Origin of the sequence: Curtobacterium sp. BRD11 (assembly GCF_031844345.1) — a bacterium.
Taxonomy (GTDB): domain Bacteria; phylum Actinomycetota; class Actinomycetes; order Actinomycetales; family Microbacteriaceae; genus Curtobacterium.
This window is the reverse complement of sequence record NZ_JAUZUZ010000001.1, coordinates 525,678-544,364: the sequence shown is the minus strand read 5'-3', so window position 1 is coordinate 544,364 and position 18,687 is coordinate 525,678. Positions and strand designations below refer to the sequence as shown.

At 72.8% G+C, this 18,687-nt stretch carries 17 protein-coding genes; 5 read left to right on the top strand and 12 right to left on the bottom strand.

Going from position 1 to position 18,687, the window contains the following annotated elements:
* Nucleotides 1–9 precede the first annotated feature (9 nt).
* The 7 genes from ruvC to Q9R28_RS02445 all read right to left on the bottom strand — a co-directional run bounded on the left by ruvC (nt 10) and on the right by Q9R28_RS02445 (nt 6,574).
* Nucleotides 10–651: a crossover junction endodeoxyribonuclease RuvC gene (gene ruvC / locus Q9R28_RS02475; RefSeq protein WP_235426326.1), complete on the bottom strand. Its 642-nt coding sequence runs from the start codon at nt 649–651 to the stop codon at nt 10–12.
* A 4-nt stretch (nt 652–655) separates the two neighbouring features.
* Entirely contained in the window at nt 656–1,420 is a 765-nt protein-coding gene (locus Q9R28_RS02470; protein ID WP_209682603.1) for a YebC/PmpR family DNA-binding transcriptional regulator, read from the bottom strand.
* A 163-nt stretch (nt 1,421–1,583) separates the two neighbouring features.
* Nucleotides 1,584–2,177, bottom strand: a complete 594-nt coding sequence (gene pdxT / locus Q9R28_RS02465; protein WP_311205397.1) for a pyridoxal 5'-phosphate synthase glutaminase subunit PdxT — start codon at nt 2,175–2,177, stop codon at nt 1,584–1,586.
* Nucleotides 2,174–3,094, bottom strand: coding sequence for a pyridoxal 5'-phosphate synthase lyase subunit PdxS (gene pdxS / locus Q9R28_RS02460; protein ID WP_066654286.1), 921 nt, complete (start codon nt 3,092–3,094; stop codon nt 2,174–2,176). The genes pdxT and pdxS overlap by 4 nt, the downstream gene beginning before the upstream one ends.
* A 12-nt stretch (nt 3,095–3,106) precedes the next feature.
* Complete coding sequence (locus Q9R28_RS02455; protein ID WP_251155514.1) at nt 3,107–3,655, bottom strand: HIT domain-containing protein; 549 nt, start codon at nt 3,653–3,655, stop codon at nt 3,107–3,109.
* A gap of 176 nt (nt 3,656–3,831) precedes the next feature.
* Nucleotides 3,832–5,820, bottom strand: coding sequence for a threonine--tRNA ligase (gene thrS / locus Q9R28_RS02450; RefSeq protein ID WP_066658210.1), 1,989 nt, complete (start codon nt 5,818–5,820; stop codon nt 3,832–3,834).
* 211 nt (nt 5,821–6,031) lie between these two features.
* Nucleotides 6,032–6,574, bottom strand: a complete 543-nt coding sequence (locus Q9R28_RS02445) for an adenine phosphoribosyltransferase (RefSeq protein WP_066654284.1) — start codon at nt 6,572–6,574, stop codon at nt 6,032–6,034.
* Between the two features lie 166 nt (nt 6,575–6,740).
* Here Q9R28_RS02445 and Q9R28_RS02440 point away from each other — a divergent pair, with 166 nt between their 5' ends.
* Nucleotides 6,741–7,751 carry a glycoside hydrolase family 6 protein gene (locus Q9R28_RS02440; RefSeq protein ID WP_311205396.1) on the top strand — a complete coding sequence of 337 codons (1,011 nt, stop codon included), beginning with the start codon at nt 6,741–6,743 and terminating at the stop codon, nt 7,749–7,751.
* A 249-nt stretch (nt 7,752–8,000) separates the two neighbouring features.
* Here Q9R28_RS02440 and Q9R28_RS02435 read toward each other — a convergent pair whose 3' ends face one another.
* The 3 genes from Q9R28_RS02435 to ybaK form a co-directional block, all read right to left on the bottom strand.
* On the bottom strand, nt 8,001–8,234 hold the full coding sequence (locus Q9R28_RS02435) for a hypothetical protein (protein ID WP_209682613.1): 234 nt from the start codon (nt 8,232–8,234) through the stop codon (nt 8,001–8,003).
* Between the two features lie 716 nt (nt 8,235–8,950).
* Nucleotides 8,951–11,554 carry an ATP-dependent Clp protease ATP-binding subunit gene (locus Q9R28_RS02430; protein WP_311205395.1) on the bottom strand — a complete coding sequence of 868 codons (2,604 nt, stop codon included), beginning with the start codon at nt 11,552–11,554 and terminating at the stop codon, nt 8,951–8,953.
* A 95-nt stretch (nt 11,555–11,649) separates the two neighbouring features.
* The gene (gene ybaK, locus Q9R28_RS02425; protein ID WP_066654277.1) at nt 11,650–12,135 is read right to left on the bottom strand and encodes a Cys-tRNA(Pro) deacylase; all 486 of its coding nucleotides are present in this window, start codon (nt 12,133–12,135) and stop codon (nt 11,650–11,652) included.
* A gap of 67 nt (nt 12,136–12,202) precedes the next feature.
* On the opposite strand from ybaK, the gene Q9R28_RS02420 reads away from it, so the two are divergent.
* Both Q9R28_RS02420 and Q9R28_RS02415 read left to right on the top strand, forming a co-directional pair.
* Nucleotides 12,203–12,505 (top strand): hypothetical protein, encoded by a 303-nt coding sequence (locus Q9R28_RS02420; protein ID WP_271826124.1) that lies wholly within the window; start codon nt 12,203–12,205, stop codon nt 12,503–12,505.
* A gap of 57 nt (nt 12,506–12,562) precedes the next feature.
* Entirely contained in the window at nt 12,563–13,300 is a 738-nt protein-coding gene (locus tag Q9R28_RS02415; protein ID WP_251155477.1) for a membrane protein insertase YidC, read from the top strand.
* Between the two features lie 30 nt (nt 13,301–13,330).
* Here the strand turns inward: Q9R28_RS02415 and Q9R28_RS02410 are convergent, their stop codons facing one another.
* On the bottom strand, nt 13,331–13,576 hold the full coding sequence (locus tag Q9R28_RS02410) for a hypothetical protein (protein ID WP_066654269.1): 246 nt from the start codon (nt 13,574–13,576) through the stop codon (nt 13,331–13,333).
* Between the two features lie 109 nt (nt 13,577–13,685).
* Here Q9R28_RS02410 and Q9R28_RS02405 point away from each other — a divergent pair, with 109 nt between their 5' ends.
* Both Q9R28_RS02405 and Q9R28_RS02400 read left to right on the top strand, forming a co-directional pair.
* The gene (locus Q9R28_RS02405) at nt 13,686–14,594 is read left to right on the top strand and encodes a hypothetical protein (RefSeq protein ID WP_311205394.1); all 909 of its coding nucleotides are present in this window, start codon (nt 13,686–13,688) and stop codon (nt 14,592–14,594) included.
* 233 nt (nt 14,595–14,827) lie between these two features.
* Nucleotides 14,828–16,210, top strand: a complete 1,383-nt coding sequence (locus Q9R28_RS02400; protein ID WP_311205393.1) for an MFS transporter — start codon at nt 14,828–14,830, stop codon at nt 16,208–16,210.
* 112 nt (nt 16,211–16,322) lie between these two features.
* On the opposite strand, the gene Q9R28_RS02395 is transcribed toward Q9R28_RS02400, so the two are convergent.
* Nucleotides 16,323–18,611, bottom strand: coding sequence for a carboxypeptidase-like regulatory domain-containing protein (locus Q9R28_RS02395; RefSeq protein ID WP_311205392.1), 2,289 nt, complete (start codon nt 18,609–18,611; stop codon nt 16,323–16,325).
* Nucleotides 18,612–18,687 lie beyond the last annotated feature (76 nt).

Below are 18,687 nucleotides of genomic sequence, written 5' to 3'. Positions count from 1 at the left end.
CCCACGAGCCTAGGGCCGCCCACCGACGGCGCCGGCCCGCCGCGCGGCGGCACCCGGACGCGATGCCGCGGCAGCGGCACGCGCGAGCGGCGTGTCCGCGACCCCGGCCTGCGCGTCCCGCCAGGCGCGCTGTGCCGGGGTGAGCGTCGACGGGCCGGGACCGACCCGGTCGGGTGATCCGAGCCTCCAGGCATGGCAGACCGCCAGGGCGAGCGCGTCCGCGGCGTCGGCGGGCTTCGGGGCCTCGTCGAGCCCGAGCACCCGCGCGATCATCGTCTGCACCTGGCGCTTGTCGGCGTTCCCGTAGCCGGTGACCGCCGCCTTGACCTCCGACGGCGTGTGCAGCCCGACGGGCAGCCCACGGGCGGCGGCGGCGTGCAGCGCCAACCCCGCCGCCTGCGCGGTGCCCATGACGGTCCGGACGTTCGCCTGCGCGAAGACGCGCTCGACGGCCACCGCGTCGGGGCGGTGGTCGTCGATCTCGGCAGCGATGCCGTCGGCGATGCGCAGGAGCCGCTGCTCCAACGCCATGTCCGCGGGCGTGCGCACGACCGTCACGTGGACGAGTCGTGCGCGCCGGTTCGGTGCGACCTCGACGACGCCGACGCCGCACCGGGTGAGCCCGGGGTCCACCCCGAGCACACGGAGCACCGGACTAGTCCTCGTCCTCGTCGAGCTCGGCCTGGACCTCCGCGGGGATGTCGAAGTTGGCGTAGACGTTCTGCACGTCGTCGCTGTCCTCGAGTGCGTCGATCAGCTTGAAGACCTTGCGGGCGGTGTCGGCGTCGACCGGGACCTTCACCCCGGGGACGAACTCGGCATCGGCCGAGTCGTAGTCGATGCCGGCGTCCTGCAGCGCCGTGCGCGCCGCGACGAGGTCGCTCGCCTCGGTGATGACCTCGAAGCCGCCGCCCTGGTCGACCACGTCCTCGACACCCGCGTCGAGGACGGCCGTCATCACGGTGTCCTCGTCGAGACCGTCGGTCTTCGTGACCGAGATGACGCCCTTGCGCGAGAAGTTGTAGGCGACGCTGCCCGGGTCGGCCATGGTGCCGCCGTTCCGGGACATCGCCGTCCGGACCTCGGCCGCAGCACGGTTCTTGTTGTCGGTGAGGCACTCGACGAGCATCGCGACACCGTTCGGGCCGTAGCCCTCGTACATGATCGTCGTGTACTCGATCGACTCACCGGTCAGGCCGGCGCCGCGCTTGATCGCACGGTCGATGTTGTCGTTCGGGACCGAGGTCTTCTTGGCCTTCTGGACGGCGTCGACCAGGGTCGGGTTGCCCGACAGGTCCGCGCCGCCCATCTTCGCGGCGACCTCGATGTTCTTGATGAGCTTGGCGAACGACTTTGCACGGCGCTGGTCGATGACCGCCTTCTTGTGCTTCGTCGTTGCCCACTTGGAATGCCCGGACACGGTGCTCCTTGCGTCTAGCGGAAGATCCGGACCAGTCTACCGGCCGGGAGGCGCGGATCACCGCCGCCCCGCCCCCTTGCGCGAAACGCAACGTCGGCGACATCGCGCAGTGCGATCCCGCTGCGAGGAACCGCCGACGTTGCGTCTTGCGGGTCGGGAGGACCTAGGCGCTGCGGACGATGTCGAGGAAGCGGCGGTGGAAGCGGTCCTCGCCGGCGACCTCGGGGTGGAACGCGCTCGCGAGCACGGTGTCCTGCTGCACGGCGACGACCTGCCCGTCGGCGAGGGCACCGAGCACCTGGACGCCGGCGCCGTGCTCCTCGACCACGGGGGCGCGGATGAACACAGCGTGCACGGGGGCCTCGCCGAGTGCCGGCATCGGGATGTCGGTCTCGAAGGAGTCGTTCTGGCTGCCGAAGGCGTTGCGGCGCACGGTCGTGTCGAGCACGGCGAGCGTCTGCTGCCCCGGGATGCCCGCGGCGATCCGGGAGGACAGCATGATCATCCCGGCACAGGTGCCGTAGGCGGGGAGTCCCCCGCGGATCGCTGCGCTCAGTGGCTCGGCGATGCCGAACGTCCGGGACAGCTTGTCCATGACGCTCGACTCACCGCCGGGGATCACGACGCCGTCGAGCGCCTCGATCTCCTCGGGCCGACGGAGCGGCACCACGTCGGCGCCGAGCTCCGTCAGCGAGGCGATGTGCTCGCGGAAGTCACCCTGCAGCGCGAGGACCCCGATGCGGGGTCGGGCGCTCACCAGCCGCGCTCGGCGAGGCGGTGCGGAGCGGGGACGTCGGCGACGTTGATGCCGACCATGGCCTCGCCCAGACCGCGGGACACCTCGGCGATGACCTTCGGGTCGTCGTGGAAGGTCACGGCCTTGACGATCGCCGCGGCGCGCTTCGCCGGGTCGCCCGACTTGAAGATGCCGGACCCGACGAACACACCGTCCGCACCGAGCTGCATCATCATCGCGGCGTCGGCCGGGGTGGCGACACCACCGGCGGTGAAGAGCACGACGGGGAGCTTGCCGGTCTGCGCGACCTCCTTCACCACGTCGAACGGGGCCTGGAGCTCCTTCGCGGCGACGTAGAGCTCGTCCTCCTTGAGGTGGCGGAGCGCAGCGATCTCCTTCGAGATGGTGCGGATGTGCTTCGTGGCCTCGGACACGTCACCCGTGCCGGCCTCGCCCTTGGAGCGGATCATCGCCGCGCCCTCGGTGATGCGGCGGAGTGCCTCGCCCAGGTTCGTGGCGCCGCAGACGAAGGGCGTCGTGAACTTCCACTTGTCGATGTGGTTGACGTAGTCGGCGGGCGACAGCACCTCGGACTCGTCGATGTAGTCGACGCCGAGCTCCTGCAGCACCTGCGCCTCGACGAAGTGGCCGATGCGGGCCTTCGCCATGACGGGGATCGAGACGGCGGCGATGATCTCCTCGATCATCGACGGGTCGGACATGCGGGCCACGCCGCCCTGCGCGCGGATGTCGGCGGGGACGCGCTCGAGGGCCATGACGGCGGTCGCGCCGGCTTCTTCCGCGATGCGGGCCTGCTCGGCGTCGATGACGTCCATGATCACGCCGCCCTTGAGCATCTCGGCCAGGCCGCGCTTGACGCGGTCGGAGCCGGTGATCGAGGTGCCGTTGGTGCCCGAGGTGCTGGTGCTGTCGCTCATGATGCCGACAGTCTAGTCCGCAGCGGGCCAGCCGTCGGCGACGAGCCGGCGGGTGTCACCGAGCATCTGGGACATCGACTTCGTCCGGGCGATGATCGGGAAGAAGTTCGAGTCCGACGCCCACCGCGGCACGATGTGCTGGTGCAGGTGCGCGGCCACACCGGCGCCCGCGATCTCGCCCTGGTTCATGCCGATGTTGAAGCCGTCGCAGTGCGACACCGCACGCAGTACGCGCATCGCGGTCTGGGTCAGTTCGGCGATCTCCCGGATCTCCTCGGCGGTCGCCTCGTCGTACAGCGGGACGTGGCGGTAGGGGCAGACGAGCAGGTGCCCGTTGTTGTACGGGAACAGGTTGAGCAGTACGTAGGCGTGCTCACCGCGGGCGACGATCAGGGCGTCCTCGTCGGACTTCCGCGGCGCCTCGCAGAACGGGCAGTCGTCCTCGTGCCCGCGGCCCCGACCTTCCCGCCCGGCGTCGATGTAGGCCATGCGGTGCGGGTTCCACAGGCGCTGGAAGGCGTCCGGCACCGCCGCACCCGTGGCCGCGTCGCGGATCACCAGCGGGTCGTCCGCGCTGCCGGTGCCCGCGGCACGGCCCGTGTCGACGACCTGCGGACCGGGGTCGGCCGGTATTGCGGAGCCGGCCGGCCTCCCGGGGTCGGCCGGGGCCCCGGAGCCGGCCACGTCGACGACGTGACCGGTCCCGGGGACGGACTCCGTGCCTCCCGTGCGGTCCATCAGACCTGCGCGCGGTCGCGGATCGCAGTGAGGATGCGGTCGACCGCCTCGTCGACCGGCACGCCGTTGTCCTGGCGACCGTCGCGGAAGCGGAACGAGACCGCCCCGGCGTCGCGGTCGTCGCCACCGGCGATCAGCTGGAAGGGCACCTTCGCCTTGGTGTGCGTGCGGATCTTCTTCTGCATCCGGTCGTCCGAGTGGTCGACCTCGGCGCGGACACCGTGCGCACGGAGCTTCGCGACGACCTCGTCGAGGTAGTCGCCGTACTCCGCGGCGACCGGGATCGCGACGACCTGCACCGGGGACAGCCACGCCGGGAACGCACCCGCGTAGTGCTCGGTGAGGACGCCGAAGAAGCGCTCGATCGAGCCGAACAGGGCGCGGTGGATCATCACGGGACGCTGCCGCGAGCCGTCCGGGGCCGTGTACTCGAGCTCGAAGCGCTCGGGCAGGTTGAAGTCGAGCTGCACGGTCGACATCTGCCACGTGCGACCGATCGCGTCGCGGGCCTGGACGGAGATCTTCGGACCGTAGAACGCCGCACCGGCGGGGTCCGGGACGAGTTCGAGGCCCGACTCCTCGGCGACCTCGCGCAGGGTGTTCGTGGCGATCTCCCACACCTCGTCGTCGCCGACGTACTTCTCCGGGTCCTTCGTGGAGAGCTCGAGGTAGAAGTCGTCGAGCCCGTAGTCGCGGAGGAGCGAGAGCACGAACTCGAGCGTCGTGGTCAGCTCCTCCTTCATCTTCTCCTGCGTGGTGAAGATGTGGGCGTCGTCCTGGGTCATGCCGCGCACGCGGGTCAGGCCGTGGATGACGCCGGACTTCTCGTTGCGGTAGACCGTGCCGAACTCGAACATCCGGAGCGGCAGGTCGCGGTAGGAGCGGGCCTGCGAGCGGTACGCCAGGATGTGCATCGGGCAGTTCATCGGCTTGAGGTAGTAGTCCGCACCCTGTCGGGTGACGTTGCCGTCCTCGTCGCGGGCCTCGTCCATGTGCATGGCCGGGAACATGCCGTCCTTGTACCACCCGAGGTGGCCGGACTGCTCGAACAGGTCGCCCTTCGTGATGTGCGGCGTGTAGACGAAGGAGTACCCCTCCTGCTCGTGCCGGCGGCGCGAGTAGTCCTCCATCTCGCGGCGGATGATGCCGCCCTTCGGGTGGAAGATCGCCAGGCCCGAGCCGATCTCGTCCGGGAACGAGAACAGGTCCAGCTCCGCGCCGAGCTTGCGGTGGTCGCGCTTCGCGGCCTCCTCGAGTCGGACGAGGTACGCCTTGAGCTGGTCCTTGTCCGGCCAGGCGGTGCCGTAGATGCGCTGCAGCTGCGGGTTCTTCTCCGAGCCGCGCCAGTACGCCGCCGCGACGCGCATGAGCTTCGCCGCGTTGCCGATCCACCGGGTGTGCGGGACGTGCGGGCCACGGCAGAGGTCCTGCCAGACGACCTCGCCCGACTTCGGGTCGACGTTCTCGTAGACCGTGAGCTCGCCGGCCCCGACCTCGACGCTCTCGCCGGAGTCGCCCTCGGCCGCGGCGCCCTTGAGGCCGATGAGCTCCTGCTTGAAGGGCTCCCCCGTCATCAGTTCGCGGGCCTCGTCGTCGGTGACGACCTTGCGCCGGAAGCGCTGGGCCTGCTTGACGATGCGGTCCATGCCCTTCTCGATGGCCTTGAGGTCCTCGGGGGTGAAGGGCTCGGCGACGTCGAAGTCGTAGTAGAAGCCGTCGGTGACGGGCGGGCCGATGCCGAGCTTCGCGTCCGGGTTGATCTGCTGCACTGCCTGCGCGAGCACGTGTGCGGCGCTGTGCCGGAGGATGTCGAGGCCGTCCTGCTCGTCGAGCGTCACCGGTTCGACGGTCTCCCCCGCCTCCACGTCGGCCGCGAGGTCCTTGAGCACCCCGCCGACGCGGATCGCGACGACACCGCGGACGCCGTCGAAGAGCTCGGTGCCCGTCGTGGCCGTCGTCGCGGTGCGGGGCTCGGGTGCCTGGGGCAGGTCTGCGGGCTCTGGTGCGACTGCGTCGGTCACGATCGTGGTGCTCCTCGGTTGGTTCAGGGGTGGGTCAAGACTAGTGCGCGGCCGCAGCGGTCCAGGCGCGGCCGCGGCGGTCCAGGCGCGGCCGCCGCGGTGAAGGCGCGGCCGCGGCGGTCCAGGCCGGCGGCAGCGGTCCAGGCCGGCGGCAGCGGTTCAGGCCGGCGGCAGCGGTTCAGGCGGGGACGCGGCCGAGCGTCGTGACGGGCAGGCGCGGCTCGAGGCGCTCCCGACCGGAGAGCCCGTCGAGCTCGAGCAGCGACGCGAAGCCGATCGCCTCGTACCCGGCACGCTCGAGGAGCGTGATCGTCGCCGCAGCGGTGCCCCCGGTCGCGAGGACGTCGTCGACGACGAGCACGCGCGTGCCCTGCGGGAGCTGGCCCGGCCGGAGCTCGAGCTCTGCCTCGCCGTACTCGAGCGCGTACTGCTCGCTCAGGACCTCGCCGGGCAGCTTGCCGGCCTTGCGGACCGTCAGCACGCCGACCTGGTGCTGGGCCGCGATGCCACCGGCCAGGGCGAAGCCGCGGGCCTCGATGCCGGCGACCGCCTGGAACCCCGCACCGATCGCGAACGGCGCCGCGAGGGCCTCGCAGACCCGTCCGAACGCCACGGGGTCGGAGAACACCGGCGTCACGTCGCGGAACAGGATGCCGGGCTTCGGGAAGTCCGGGACGATGGCGGTCAGGCGTTCGACGAGTGCAGCTGCGGTTTCGGTCACCGCACAACGGTACGCGACCGCAGGCGCCGCACGCGCCCGGCCGTCCGTCGCCTGTCCCTCGTTCTGGAGATCGCCCCGACGCCGCCCCGCGGGTTCTGATGGTCTGCGGCAGGTGGAGCGGGACGGCAGGGACGTCCCGGCAGCGGACGGACACAGGACGGGGACCATGTACTCGAGGATCAGGACGATGGTCGCGCTCGCCGTCGTGGCGACGGCGGTGGTCGGGGGCACCGTGACGTTCCCCGCGGCTGCGACGGCGGCGTCCACCGCGCCGCTGCCGCGCGCTGCCCTCCACTCCGCGACGCCCGGGCAGGTCTTCGCCGGTGGGTTGTACCGGCAGCCGGACAGCCAGCCCGCCCAGGCCGCGGCGGCGCTCAGCGCGGCGGGGAGGACGACCGAGGCCGCAGCGGCCCGCACCATCGCGCAGCAGCCGATCGCGATCTGGCTCGGCGAGTGGTACACGGGCGACGCGCTGGACCGGGTGATCGCGCGGAACCTCGCCGCCGCGGAGAAGACGGGCACGACGCCGGTGTTCGTCACGTACGCCGTCCCGAACCGCGACTGCGGCGGGTACTCGGCGGGCGGCCTCACACCGTCCGGGTACGCCGCGTGGAACCGTCGCATCGCGGCCGACCTCCAGGGGCACCGGGCCGTCGTGATCGTCGAGCCGGACTCCCTGGCACACCTGAGCACGTGCACCGCCGAGCGAGCCCGACGGCCGGGCCTCATCGCGGCGGCCGTGCGCGTGTACGCCGCCGCGGGGGTCCCCACCTACCTGGACGGCGGGAACGAGGACTGGAACCCCGCGGAGCTCCAGGCGACGTACCTGCGGGAAGCCGGTGTCGCCCAGGCCCGGGGGTTCTTCACGAACGTCGCGAACTTCTACGGCGTCGACGGTGAGCGGGCCTACGCCGAGCGGCTCAGCGCGATGACGGGTGGAGCACGGTACGTCGTCGACGTGTCGAGGAACGGTCGTGGGTGGCTCGGCACCTGGTGCAACCCGACCGGTGCCGGTCTCGGAGGGAAGCCCCACGTCGCAGCGGGCACGACCCGGCTCGACGCCCTGCTCTGGGTGAAGACCCCGGGGGCGAGCGACGGGACCTGCAACGGTGGGCCGGCGGCGGGGACGTGGTTCCCGTCGTACGCGGTCGCACTGGTGGCCAACCGGAAGCGGTAGGCGCGGGGTCGCGGTCCCGCGCGGGGCGGGTGCCGTAGGTGCGGCGGGCGCGGCGAGCCCAGCGGACGCGGCGGGCGCCGCGTTCGTCGCGGAGCACAACGGGAAGCACCTCGCGCCATGCGATCGCATGGCGCGAGGTGCTTCTGGTTGTGCGGAGGCCGTGCGCGCGGCGCTGTCGCGGCTGCGGCTGCGGCTGCGGCTCCGGACGCGCGCCGCCGCGTCGGCGCAGCCGGGCCGGGTGGCGGCGCGTCAGCGCCACATGCGCATCGCGGCGCTCCGCACGAGCAGCTCGAGCTCGCGCTCGCGCCGCTCGCGGTCGAGCCGCTGACGGGTGGCGTGGTCGACCGACGGACGCACGTGGTGCGTCCGACGACTCCAGATGATCAGCGACATGCCGATCCGGAGGGCGATGCGGTCGGCGAGCGTGACCCGGCGGCGCACCGCGCGGGTGTCGGGGGGACGGACGTCGATGTCGTTCGACACGATGGTGCCTTTCGTGGGTGCCCGAGGGCAGGACGGAGATCCCGACCGCCGACCGCGTGGATGCGCCGGGAACGGGTTCGCGAAGAACGCCCGGTGAATGCGGGCGAGAATGATCGGCAGGGCGCGCAGGAATGCGCGCGGCTGCATTGTCGGTGACCGATCGGGTCACCGAGTGGAATCGTCGGAGAGACGTCCGCCGCTCGCGGTCCGACCTCGATCCACCACGCCGCGCCCCCGGCTGCCGTCAGCAGGACGGGCGTCCGTCAACGGGACGGGCGTCCGTCAACGGGACGGGCGTCCGTCAGCTGGACGGGCAGCCGTGGCCTGCACGGCGTGTGTGGTGCGGCACAGCGGGGCTGTGCGACGACGATCGGAACCGCACCACCGCGTGCTCAGGGCAGCGACGAGCGGGACCTCGGTCGATCGAGGAGAACGGCTGGAGCGGGGCGTCCCGCGTCAGTGCGAACGGAGCGGGGTGCCGCCGATCCCACGGATTCCACGGAACGGGTTCGTCATGGCGATCATCATTGTCGGCCCCCTCTCGGTCTCGTACAGCCGGTGATGCTCGTGAACACTATCGGCGTCGGGAATGCGAGCGCAACCCCTTTCTCGAACATTTCCGGAATTGCATCCGAGAACACACGAGGACGTCGCAGGACGCGGAACGGCCCCGGTACCGCTGAGGTGCCGGGGCCGTTCCGTGTGAGCGGGTCGGATCAGACCGTCGCCGGGGCTGACGCCCGGGCGACGAGCCGGCCGTCCTCGAGGTCGATCCGGACGGTGTCGCCGGCGTGCGCCTGCTCGTCGACCACCAGGGTCGCGATGCGGTCGTCGACCTCGCGCTGGATGAGTCGACGGAGCGGACGGGCGCCGTACTCGGGCTCGTACCCGTGCTCGGCGAGCCAGTCGGTCGCCGCCTCGGACACCGCCAGGGTCATCCCCTGGGTGAGGAGCCGGAGCGCGGTGTCCTGCAGCAGCAGGTCGACGATCGACCGCAGCTGCTCCTGCGACAGCTTGCGGAAGAGCACGATCTCGTCGATGCGGTTGATCAACTCGGGCCGCATCGACTCGCGCAGCCTGCCCATCACACGGGCGCGCAGGTCCTCCTCGGAGTAGCCGCCGTCCGCCGAGGCCGAGAACCCGAGCGCACCGGAGCGCGATGCGAGGAACTCCGAGCCGATGTTCGACGTCATGATGACGACGGTGTTCCGGAAGTCGACCGTCCGTCCCTGTCCGTCGGTGAGGCGGCCGTCGTCGAGCACCTGCAGCAGCAGGTTGAAGACGTCCGGGTGCGCCTTCTCGACCTCGTCGAGCAGGACCACCGAGTACGGGTTGCGACGGACGCGCTCGGTGAGCTGCCCGGCCTCCTCGTGACCGACGTACCCGGGAGGGGCACCGACCAGGCGAGAGACGGTGTGCCGTTCGCCGAACTCGCTCATGTCGAACCGCAGCATGGCGGACTCGTCGCCGAAGAGCGATCCGGCCAGGGCCTTCGCGAGCTCGGTCTTGCCGACGCCCGTCGGGCCGAGGAACAGGAAGCTGCCCACGGGACGACGCGGGTCGCCCATGCCGGTCCGGCTGCGTCGGACGGCGGTCGCGATGGCGCGCACGGCGTCGTCCTGGCCGACGACGCGCTCGTGGAGTTCGTCCTCGAGCGCGGCGAGGCGCGAGCGGTCACCCTGCGAGATCCGGGTCGCCGGGATGCCGGTGGCACGCGACACGACCTCGGCGACGTCTGCCTCGGTGATCACGCGGTCGGCGGTCGACGGCCGGGAGGCACTGCTCGCGTCCCCCTGCGAGGCGGCGGTGATCTGCGCCTCCAGTCCGTCGATCTCGTCGCGCAGGCGCGACGCCTCCTCGTACAGCTCCTCGGCCACCGCGCGGTCCTTGTCGGCCTGCAGCTCCGCGACCTGGTCACGGAGCGCCTCGACGTCGACGTCACCCGACAGGGCGAGACGGCGTCGTGCCCCAGCCTGGTCGATGAGGTCGATCGCCTTGTCCGGCAGGTGCCGGTCGGTCACGTACCGGTGCGAGAGCTCCACCGCGGCGCGCAGGGCGTCGTCGGTGTAGGTCACGTCGTGGTGCTCGGCGTAGCGCGGGGCGAGGCCGCCGAGGATGGCGACGGCGTCCTCGATGCTCGGCTCCCCCACCCGGACCGGCTGGAAGCGCCGCTCGAGCGCGGCGTCCTTCTCGATGCGGCGGTACTCGCGCAGCGTCGTGGCGCCGACCAGGTGCAGGTCGCCGCGGGCCAGGCGGGGCTTGAGGATGTTGCCGGCGTCCATGGAGCCGCCCTCGCCACCGCCCCCGGCGCCGACGACGGTGTGCAGTTCGTCGATGAAGACGATCAGCTCGTCCGCGTGCGCCGCGATCTCGTCCATCGCCGTCGTCAGGCGCTCCTCGAAGTCGCCGCGGTACCGGGTGCCGGAGAGCATGCCGGCGAGGTCGAGCGCGACCACCCGCTTGCCCCGGAGCAGCGCGGGCACGTCGCCGTCGGTGATCCGCTGCGCGAGCCCCTCGACGATCGCGGTCTTGCCGACGCCGGGCTCACCGATGAGGACGGGGTTGTTCTTCGTGCGGCGGAGCAGGATCTCGACGGTCTGCTCGATCTCGTCGGCGCGGCCGATCACCGGGTCGATGCGTCCGTCGCGGGCGCGTTCGGTGAGGTCGGTGCCGAACTGGTCGAGCGTCGGGGTGTCGCTCGTCGTGCCGTTCGTGGGGTCGGCGGTGGTCTCGGTGGCTCCGGGCATCGGGCGCCCCTCTCGTGCTGCTGCCGCGGCCTGCTGGGCGTGCTCCTGCAGGTGCTGCGGGGTGACACCGGCGCTCGCGAGCAGCTGCCCCGTGACGGTGTCCTGGTCGGTGACGAGCGCGAAGAAGACGTGCTCGGGGTCGGTGTAGGTGCTGCCGAAGGCCTTGGCGGCCTGGGTCGCCTCGAGCAGGATCCGCTGTGCGGTCCCGGTCAGGGCGGGCTGCCCGGTGCGCCCGGGACGCGGCTCCGTCGGCGCGGGGAGGCGTTGCTCGACCTCGGCGGCGAACTGCTCCGGGTCGACACCGGCGGTGCGCAGGACCGCGGTGAAGGGCTCGGTGCGCACGAGCACGTGCAGGACGTGCAGCGCGTCGATCTCGTGCTGGCCCTGTGCGACGGCGTACTCGGCGGTGTGCTGGAGCACCTCGTGGGTTCGTCGGCTGAGGAGCCGCGTGATGTCGACCGGGCGTCCCAGCGGGACGGATCGCTGGGCACCGGACTGCTGGGCCGCGATGAGCCGCGCGAGGAACGCGTCGAACGCGTCGTCGCCACCGGTCGGGCCGAACGTTGCTGGCAAAGGGACCTCCTGGGAGCTTGAGTGCCTTCGACTCAATGCAACGCTGGAGGACCCGCTCCATTCCCGCCGGGTGAAGAAACTTGCGTCAGACCGACTCAGGTCCTCGCGATGGCCGCCGTGGAGGCGCCGGTGACGCGGACCAGGTCGGCCGGCGCGACCTCGATGTCGAACCCGCGACGCCCGCCGGAGACGAAGATGCTCGGGTGCTCGAGCGCGGTCTCGTCGACGACCGTCCGCAGGCTGGTCTTCTGTCCGACCGGACTGATCCCGCCCACCACGTACCCGGTCCGCTTCTCGGCGAGGGCAGGTTGGGCGAGCGTCGCCTTCTTGCCGCCGAGGGCAGCTGCGATGGCCTTGAGGTCCAGGCGGTTCGCGACCGGCACGACCGCCACGGCCAGCTGCCCGTCCACCGAGACGACGAGCGTCTTGAACACCTGGTCCTCACGGAGCCCCAGTGCCGCGGCGGCCTCCTCACCGAAGTTGGTCGCGGTCTCGTGGTGCTCGTAGACGTGCGGCGTGAACGGGATCCCCGCCCGCTCCAGGGCGAGGGTCGCTGGGGTGCTCGGCGATCCTGCGGTCATGCCTGCGATCCTGCCCGTCCGGGACTGCCGGTCCTCGACGGCACGCGGGGGTTACGCTGAACGGACCATGACCGTCGTCGAACTCCTGCTGCGCGCCCTCGCGGTGCTGCAGATCGGCGATGTCGGCCTGCTCGGTCCGTCGGGTTCCCCGGCGCCCCTGCTCGCCGTCGCCGCGCTCGGCCTCGCCGCCGTCGCCGTCACGGTGCTCGTCGTCCGGCTGCTCGCGACGGCGCTCGGTGTCGATCCGGGTGCCGAGGGCTCCGAGCGGACGGGCGCAGCGGTGGAGCGGCCGACCCGCATCGCGTGGAGCCACCCCGACGCCGACGGCCAGGTGCGGTCGCGAGCACCGGGAGCGCCGACCCCGGCCTGACCGCCCGCGGGTGGTCGGGTCACGTCGTCACGGACCCCTCCACTCGAACGGAACGTCATGGACATCACCACCCTGCCCGTCGTCGGCGACCTGCTGCGCGCCGGCGTCGACCTGCTCACCGCGCTCACCGCAGCACTGTCCCCCGTTGCCGGTGGCGCCGCAGCGGCGCTCGCCGTCGTGGCGCTCACCCTGGGCGTGCGCATCGTGCTCGTCCCGCTCGCCGTCCTGCAGGTCCGGGCCGAGCGCGACCGGCGTCGACTCGCCCCGCAGCTCGCCGCCCTCCGCAGGCGCCACGGTGCGGACGCGCGACGCCTCCAGGAGGCCGTGCAGCGCCTGTACACCTCCGAGCGCGTCTCCCCGCTGGCAGGGTGCCTCCCGGTGCTCGCGCAGGCTCCGGTCCTCTCGCTCGTGTACGCGCTCTTCACGCACGCGTCGGTCGCCGGTGCCGCGAACGCCCTGCTCGACGCGACACTGGTCGGGATCCCGCTCGGGCACACGCTCCTGGTGGCGCTCGCGTCGCCGCTGTGGAGCCACGCCTGGGTGGTACTCGTGCTGCTCGTCGTGATGGCGGTGGTGGTCGAGGCGTCGCGCCGGGCCACCGTGCACTGGAACCCGACGGCGGAGCCGGCCGCCGGTACGCCCGGGGCCGGTCCGGCCGCTGCCCTGGCGCGCTGGGCGCCCTTCGCGTCGGTCGTCCTCGCCGCGGTCGTCCCGCTCGCCGCGACGCTCTACGTCGTTACGAGCGCCGTCTGGACCCTCGGGGAACGCGCGGTGCTGCGCCGGATCGTCCGCTGAGCCGGGCAGGGGGGCGCGGGGCGGCCGGTCTCAGCCGCCCTGGCCCTCCTGCTGGGGCCCCTGGTCGACGGGGTCGTACTCGGTGCCACGGCCCTGCTCCTCGTCGGGGGTGGGGACGTGCCGCTCGGTCCCGCTGCCGCCGGGGCTCGTCGCCACGTAGTCGGCCTCGCCGGACTGGGTGTCGTGGCTCAGGGGCTCGAGCGTCTCGGGCTCGGCGTCGTGCCGGGTCTGGTCGTGGCCGGAGGCGTCGTGCCCGGTTCCTGCGTCGGTGCTCATGCCACCCGTCTACGCCTCGGGGACTGGACACCTCCCGCTCGGGGGGCGGACGTGCCGTCGTCCGGGTGGGAGCATGTGGGTGTCCGGTGCGTCCGGACCGGGAGTGCGCATGGCCGACGAGGACGTCACGGCGGAACGGGCACGACTCGAGGCCCTCGCGTGGGGAGCCGGGGTCGCGGCCGAGGACGCTGCGCGCGCCCGGCTCGAGCTCCGCGGGCTGCGGGACGGCAGCACCGTCCCGGGCGCGACACCGCCGGCCGGGACGACGACCGACGACGCACGTCCGGCGGCCCGCACGACGAGCGCGGCCGGACGGTCGTCCGTCGCTGCGTCGACCGCTGACCGACCGACACCGGCGGCGGGGCCGATCCGGACCGGGCCCGGCTCGGCCGGTGCGTCGGCGCCCGCCGACCCGGTCGGGCCGGAGGGCGAGCAGGAACCGGCCACGGGACCGGGTGCCGTCCGCGCCGGGGGCGGGGCGGACCTCCAGGCCGGGAGGCCCGCGTGGCGGACACGGGTGAGCGGACTGCTCTGGACCGCGCGGCCGCGCGCCTGGATCGCGCTCGGCGCGGCGGCGGTCGTCGGCCTGGCGTTCGCGGCGGGCACGCTGGTGGGCACGACCGACGGGCAGCTGGCCGCCGCGCCCAGCACGACACCGACACCCGGCGCGATCACCCTCGAGGAGCTGCTGGACATCCCGCAGACCTCCGCGGACCAGCTGCCGGGCCCGGTCGAGGCGCCCGTGAGCCTCCGCACGACCCGGCTCGTGTTCACGAACCGGGCCCTGGACGGCAGCGCCTTCGAGACCCCGTGGAACGTGTGGGCCGGGGTCGGGACCGACCGCGAGACCATCTGCCTGGTGGCGACCGCGAACCGGCTCGAGTCGACCACCGCCTGCTACCCGCGTGAGGACGCCCTGCACGGGAACGTCTCGCTCTCCGCCCAGTCGATGAGCGGCACGCTCACCGTCACCCTGCGCGGCGGCGGTGTGCAGGGCACGGTGACGAACGAGAACTGATCGGGAATGCTCGTCCGAGCATCTCGTTGGAGCGCTACAAGATTCTTCGGCGACCCCCTCGCGCGATCCGGATGCTCCGTGCAACACTGGATGTGCGCACTCGCCGTGGAGTCGTCACAACCCGACCGGGTCGTTCGACCCGGACCACACCCACCGCGAGCGCGCACCGCGCACCGCCGTCACGACGGCCGGTCCGACGCGTGCTCCGGCGTTCCCCGGAGGAGGTCAGCAGCGTGTCCACCAACACCACCACCTCGGCCGTGTCGACGAGCACGCGGCCGATCACCGTCACCAACCGGTCGATCGTCGGCATCGCCGTGCTCGGGCTCGCCACCTTCTTCGCGATCACCACGGAGCTCATGCCGGTCGGGCTGCTCGGCACGATGAGCCGCGACCTCGGCGTCAGCGAGTCGACGATGGGCTTCGTCGTCACCGTCTACGCCGCAGCCGTGGCGATCCTCGCCCTCCCGCTGACGTCGCTCACCGCGCGGCTCCCCCGCAAGGCGGTCCTGGTGTCGACCCTGGTCGGCTACGCCGTCTCGAACGTGCTGGTCGCGGTCGCGCCGAGCTTCGCCGTCGTCTGCGCGGGTCGCGTCGTCGGCGGCGTCGCACACGCGCTCTTCTTCTCGGTCGCGTCGGCCTACGCGACGCGGATCGTGCCCCCACGGCTGGCCGGACGCGCGATCGCCTTCGTCTACTCCGGCAGCTCGCTCGGCTTCGTCCTCGGCGTGCCGCTGGCCACCTGGGTCGCGCAGACGATCGGGTGGCGCCCCGCCGTCGGCTCCGTCGCGCTCGCCGCAGCCGTCCTCGCGCTGGTCGCGGTCGCGTTCCTGCCGGCGGTCAGCGGGACCGCGTCCCCGCACATCGGTTCACCCCGCGCGTGGGCCCGCACCGGACTGCTCTCCGTCGTCGTCGCCGACCTGCTGCTCTTCGCCGGGCACTACGTCGTCTACACCTACATCGGCCCGTACGCGATCGACGCCGGGCTCGACGCCGGCATGGTGAGCGGTGCGCTCCTGGTGCTCGGCGGGACCGGCATCGTCGGCCTCTGGCTCGCCGGCACCTTCGTCGACCGGGCACCGCGGCAGACGTTGATCGCCGCCGTCGCCGTGATGGCCGCCGCCTTCGCCGTGCTGCCGTTCGTGCACGGCTCGCTGTTCGGCACCATGGTGGTCGCCGGGGTCTGGATGGCGGCGAACGGCACGACCGGCACCCTCTTCATGGCCGCGGCGATCCGCACCGGCGGCGTCTCCCCCGACATCGCCGGCGCCCTCGTCAACGGCGCGTCGAACATCGGCATCGCGGGCGGGGCAGCCGTCGGCGGGCAGGCGCTCGGTGCGATCGGCCTGCAGTACCTGCCGTTCGCCGGCGCCGTCGTGCTGATCGGCTCGCTCGGCGTCGTGCTCGCGGCGCGCCGCGGCTTCCCGGTGCACACGCACGCGCAGGAGCACCTGTCCACGACGTCGGTCGAGGCGATCACGTCCTCGCTCGCGGTCGTCACCAGCTCGGTGCCGGTCGTCAGCCGTGCGATCGCCACCATCACCGGGTCGATCGGCGTCGCCACCGGCACGGTGTCGACCGCGACGGGATCCGTGCGGACGCAGCGGCGGCGCTGAGCCCGGGACACGGGAGCGGGGCGGGCCGACCGATGTCGACCCGCCCCGCTCCCGTCTCCCGGAGCCCGGAGCCCGGAGCCCGGAGCCCCGAGCCCGACGGCCGGGTGTGCGGTCAGTCCTGCGGGACCGACCGTCGACGACGTGCCGCGCGGACCGACAGCAACCCGCCGCCGGTCAGGAGCAGCAGCGCTGCGACGGCGACCGCGGGGGTGACGTCGGCTCCGGTGAAGGCCAGTCCGCCACCGGTCGGGCCACCACCGTCGCCCGTGCCGGTACCGCCCGCGACGGGTGCCGCGCTCGGGGTCGGGCCGTCGGTCGGCTGCGGCGTCACCGTCGGGGTGGGCTCCGGCGTGACGGCGACCTCGGCGAGGACGAGGCGCACGGGCTCCGGCGTGCCGCCGACCGCGGCGGTCGTGACCACCACCGGGTCCGACTGCTCGGAGCCGGTCCCGGCCGTGATCGTGTACTCGGTCAGCGGGCGGAGCCCCTCGAGCACGAAGGTGCCGTCGTCGCCGGTGGTCGTGCTGACCGGCTCGCCGTCGTCGTCACCGGTCAGCGTCGCCACGACCGGGACGGCCGCGGCGGGGGCGCCGTCCGCGTCGCTGACCGTGCCCGGCTGGTCGACCGTCGGCAGGGGCAGGACGAAGTCGACGGCGTCGGCGGCGGTCCCCGTGGCGGGCGTCGTGACCGTCCGGACGGGGGCCCCCTCGACGCTCACGGCGTACTCCGTCGACGGCGTCAACCCGGCGAGCGAGTACCCGCCGTCCGCGGTCGTCTCGACCGTGACCACGGCACCCGAACCGGCCTCGACCGGCCGTGCGGTGACGGTCGTGTCCACGACGGGCGTGCCGTCCTCGTAGCGGACGGAACCGGCCTGCCCGACCGTGACCGCCACCGGCGTCGTGAACGGGAAGTCCGCTCGGACCGTGCCGTCGGCGGTGACCTCGACCGTCAGCTCGGTCGGCTCCGGAGCACCGGCGACCGCGGCCTCGGTACGGACGGTGTAGGTGCCGGGCCGGAGCGCTAGACCGTACGTGCCGTCGGCGTCCGTCTCGACGGTGGCCACCACGCCACCGCCCTGCAGGACCTCCACGAGCGCGGGTGCGGCGGGGGCGCCGCCGTCGAGCGTCACGCGGCCCGTGATCGTGCCCACGCTGATCGGCAGGACGATCGGGTCGAGCGCAGCCACCGGGGCACCGTCGGCACCGGTCGAGCCCGACACCGGCGGGGCACCGCTCACCGTCGCGACGACCGCAGTGCCGGCCGGCAGGCCGACGGCACGCCAGCGCCCGTCCGCGTCCGTGACGACGGTGGCGAGGGGCAGCCCCGAGGTGTCCGTGACGGTCACCTCGGCGTCGGCGACGGGGCGGCCGTCGGCGTCGATCACCGAGCCGTCGAGGTCGACGGTCCCCGGGACCGTGCTGAGGACGAAGTCGGCGTCCGTGACGTCGGTCCGGAGGTCGACCACCGCGGGAGCGCGGTCGACCGCCGCGTTGTCCGGGGTCGCGATCGACACCCGGTACCCGTCGGCCTGGGTGAGCGCGGGGAACGCGTACGCACCGTCGGCACCGGTGGTCGTCGTGTACTCGGTGCCGTTCGGAGCGGTCACGGTGACGAGCGTGTCCACCAGTGGTTCGCCGTCGAGTGCCGCAGTGCCGGACAGGGACGAGGTCCGGTTCGCGAACCAGGTCTGGTAGACGGGGAGGCCACTGCGTTGCTGGTAGGCGATGGTCAGCGTCGCGAGCGACGCCGTCGGTGTGAACCATGCGCTCGCGCCGGCGGTGTCGTTCGCGGCGTCGTTGCCCCGCAGCACCCCCGTGGCCGGGTCCCAGGACGGCAGGTCCTGACCCGCCGCCACGCCTCCGGGATCGCGCGGGCAGCTCCACCCGCCGGGCGAGACGGTCGAGCACGAGTTGTACGAACCCGCGTAGCCGAGCTGGTCCACGGTGGCTGGGGTGCCGTCCGCGAGGGTCGCCGAGATCGTCGCCTGGTCGGCGTCGACGTCGCCCAGGACGAAGGACCAACCGCCGGCCCCTGGCGTCCCACCGTCGAACGTCCAGGTCGTGACGGCAGGGCTCCGCGCGTCGTCCGCCGCCGGCCGCTGGTTGAGGTACGTCGCACCGCGACTGGTGCCGTAGACCGTGCCGGGCGGCGTCGACGCCCCCTGCCACGTCGATGCGCCGGAGACGACCGTGGCCTGCCGGGAGGTGGACGTGAAGGTGGTGTCCGGGAACCCCGGGAGCGCGATCGAGCCGGTGTACGCACGACTCGTGCCGTCCACCGTGACGGTGGCCCAGTTCCCCGTGGTCGCGGCCGTCGCGCTCGTGACGCCGCTCACCGCCAGTCCTGCCCCGAGTGCGACGGCGATGCCGCCGGCGATGACGGTGCGCCATCTGCGCATGTGTGCTCCCCTGTGTCGGCGCCGACGAATACCCGACGCTTGCTCAGGCTATCCGGGCAGCGCGGACGAGGGACAG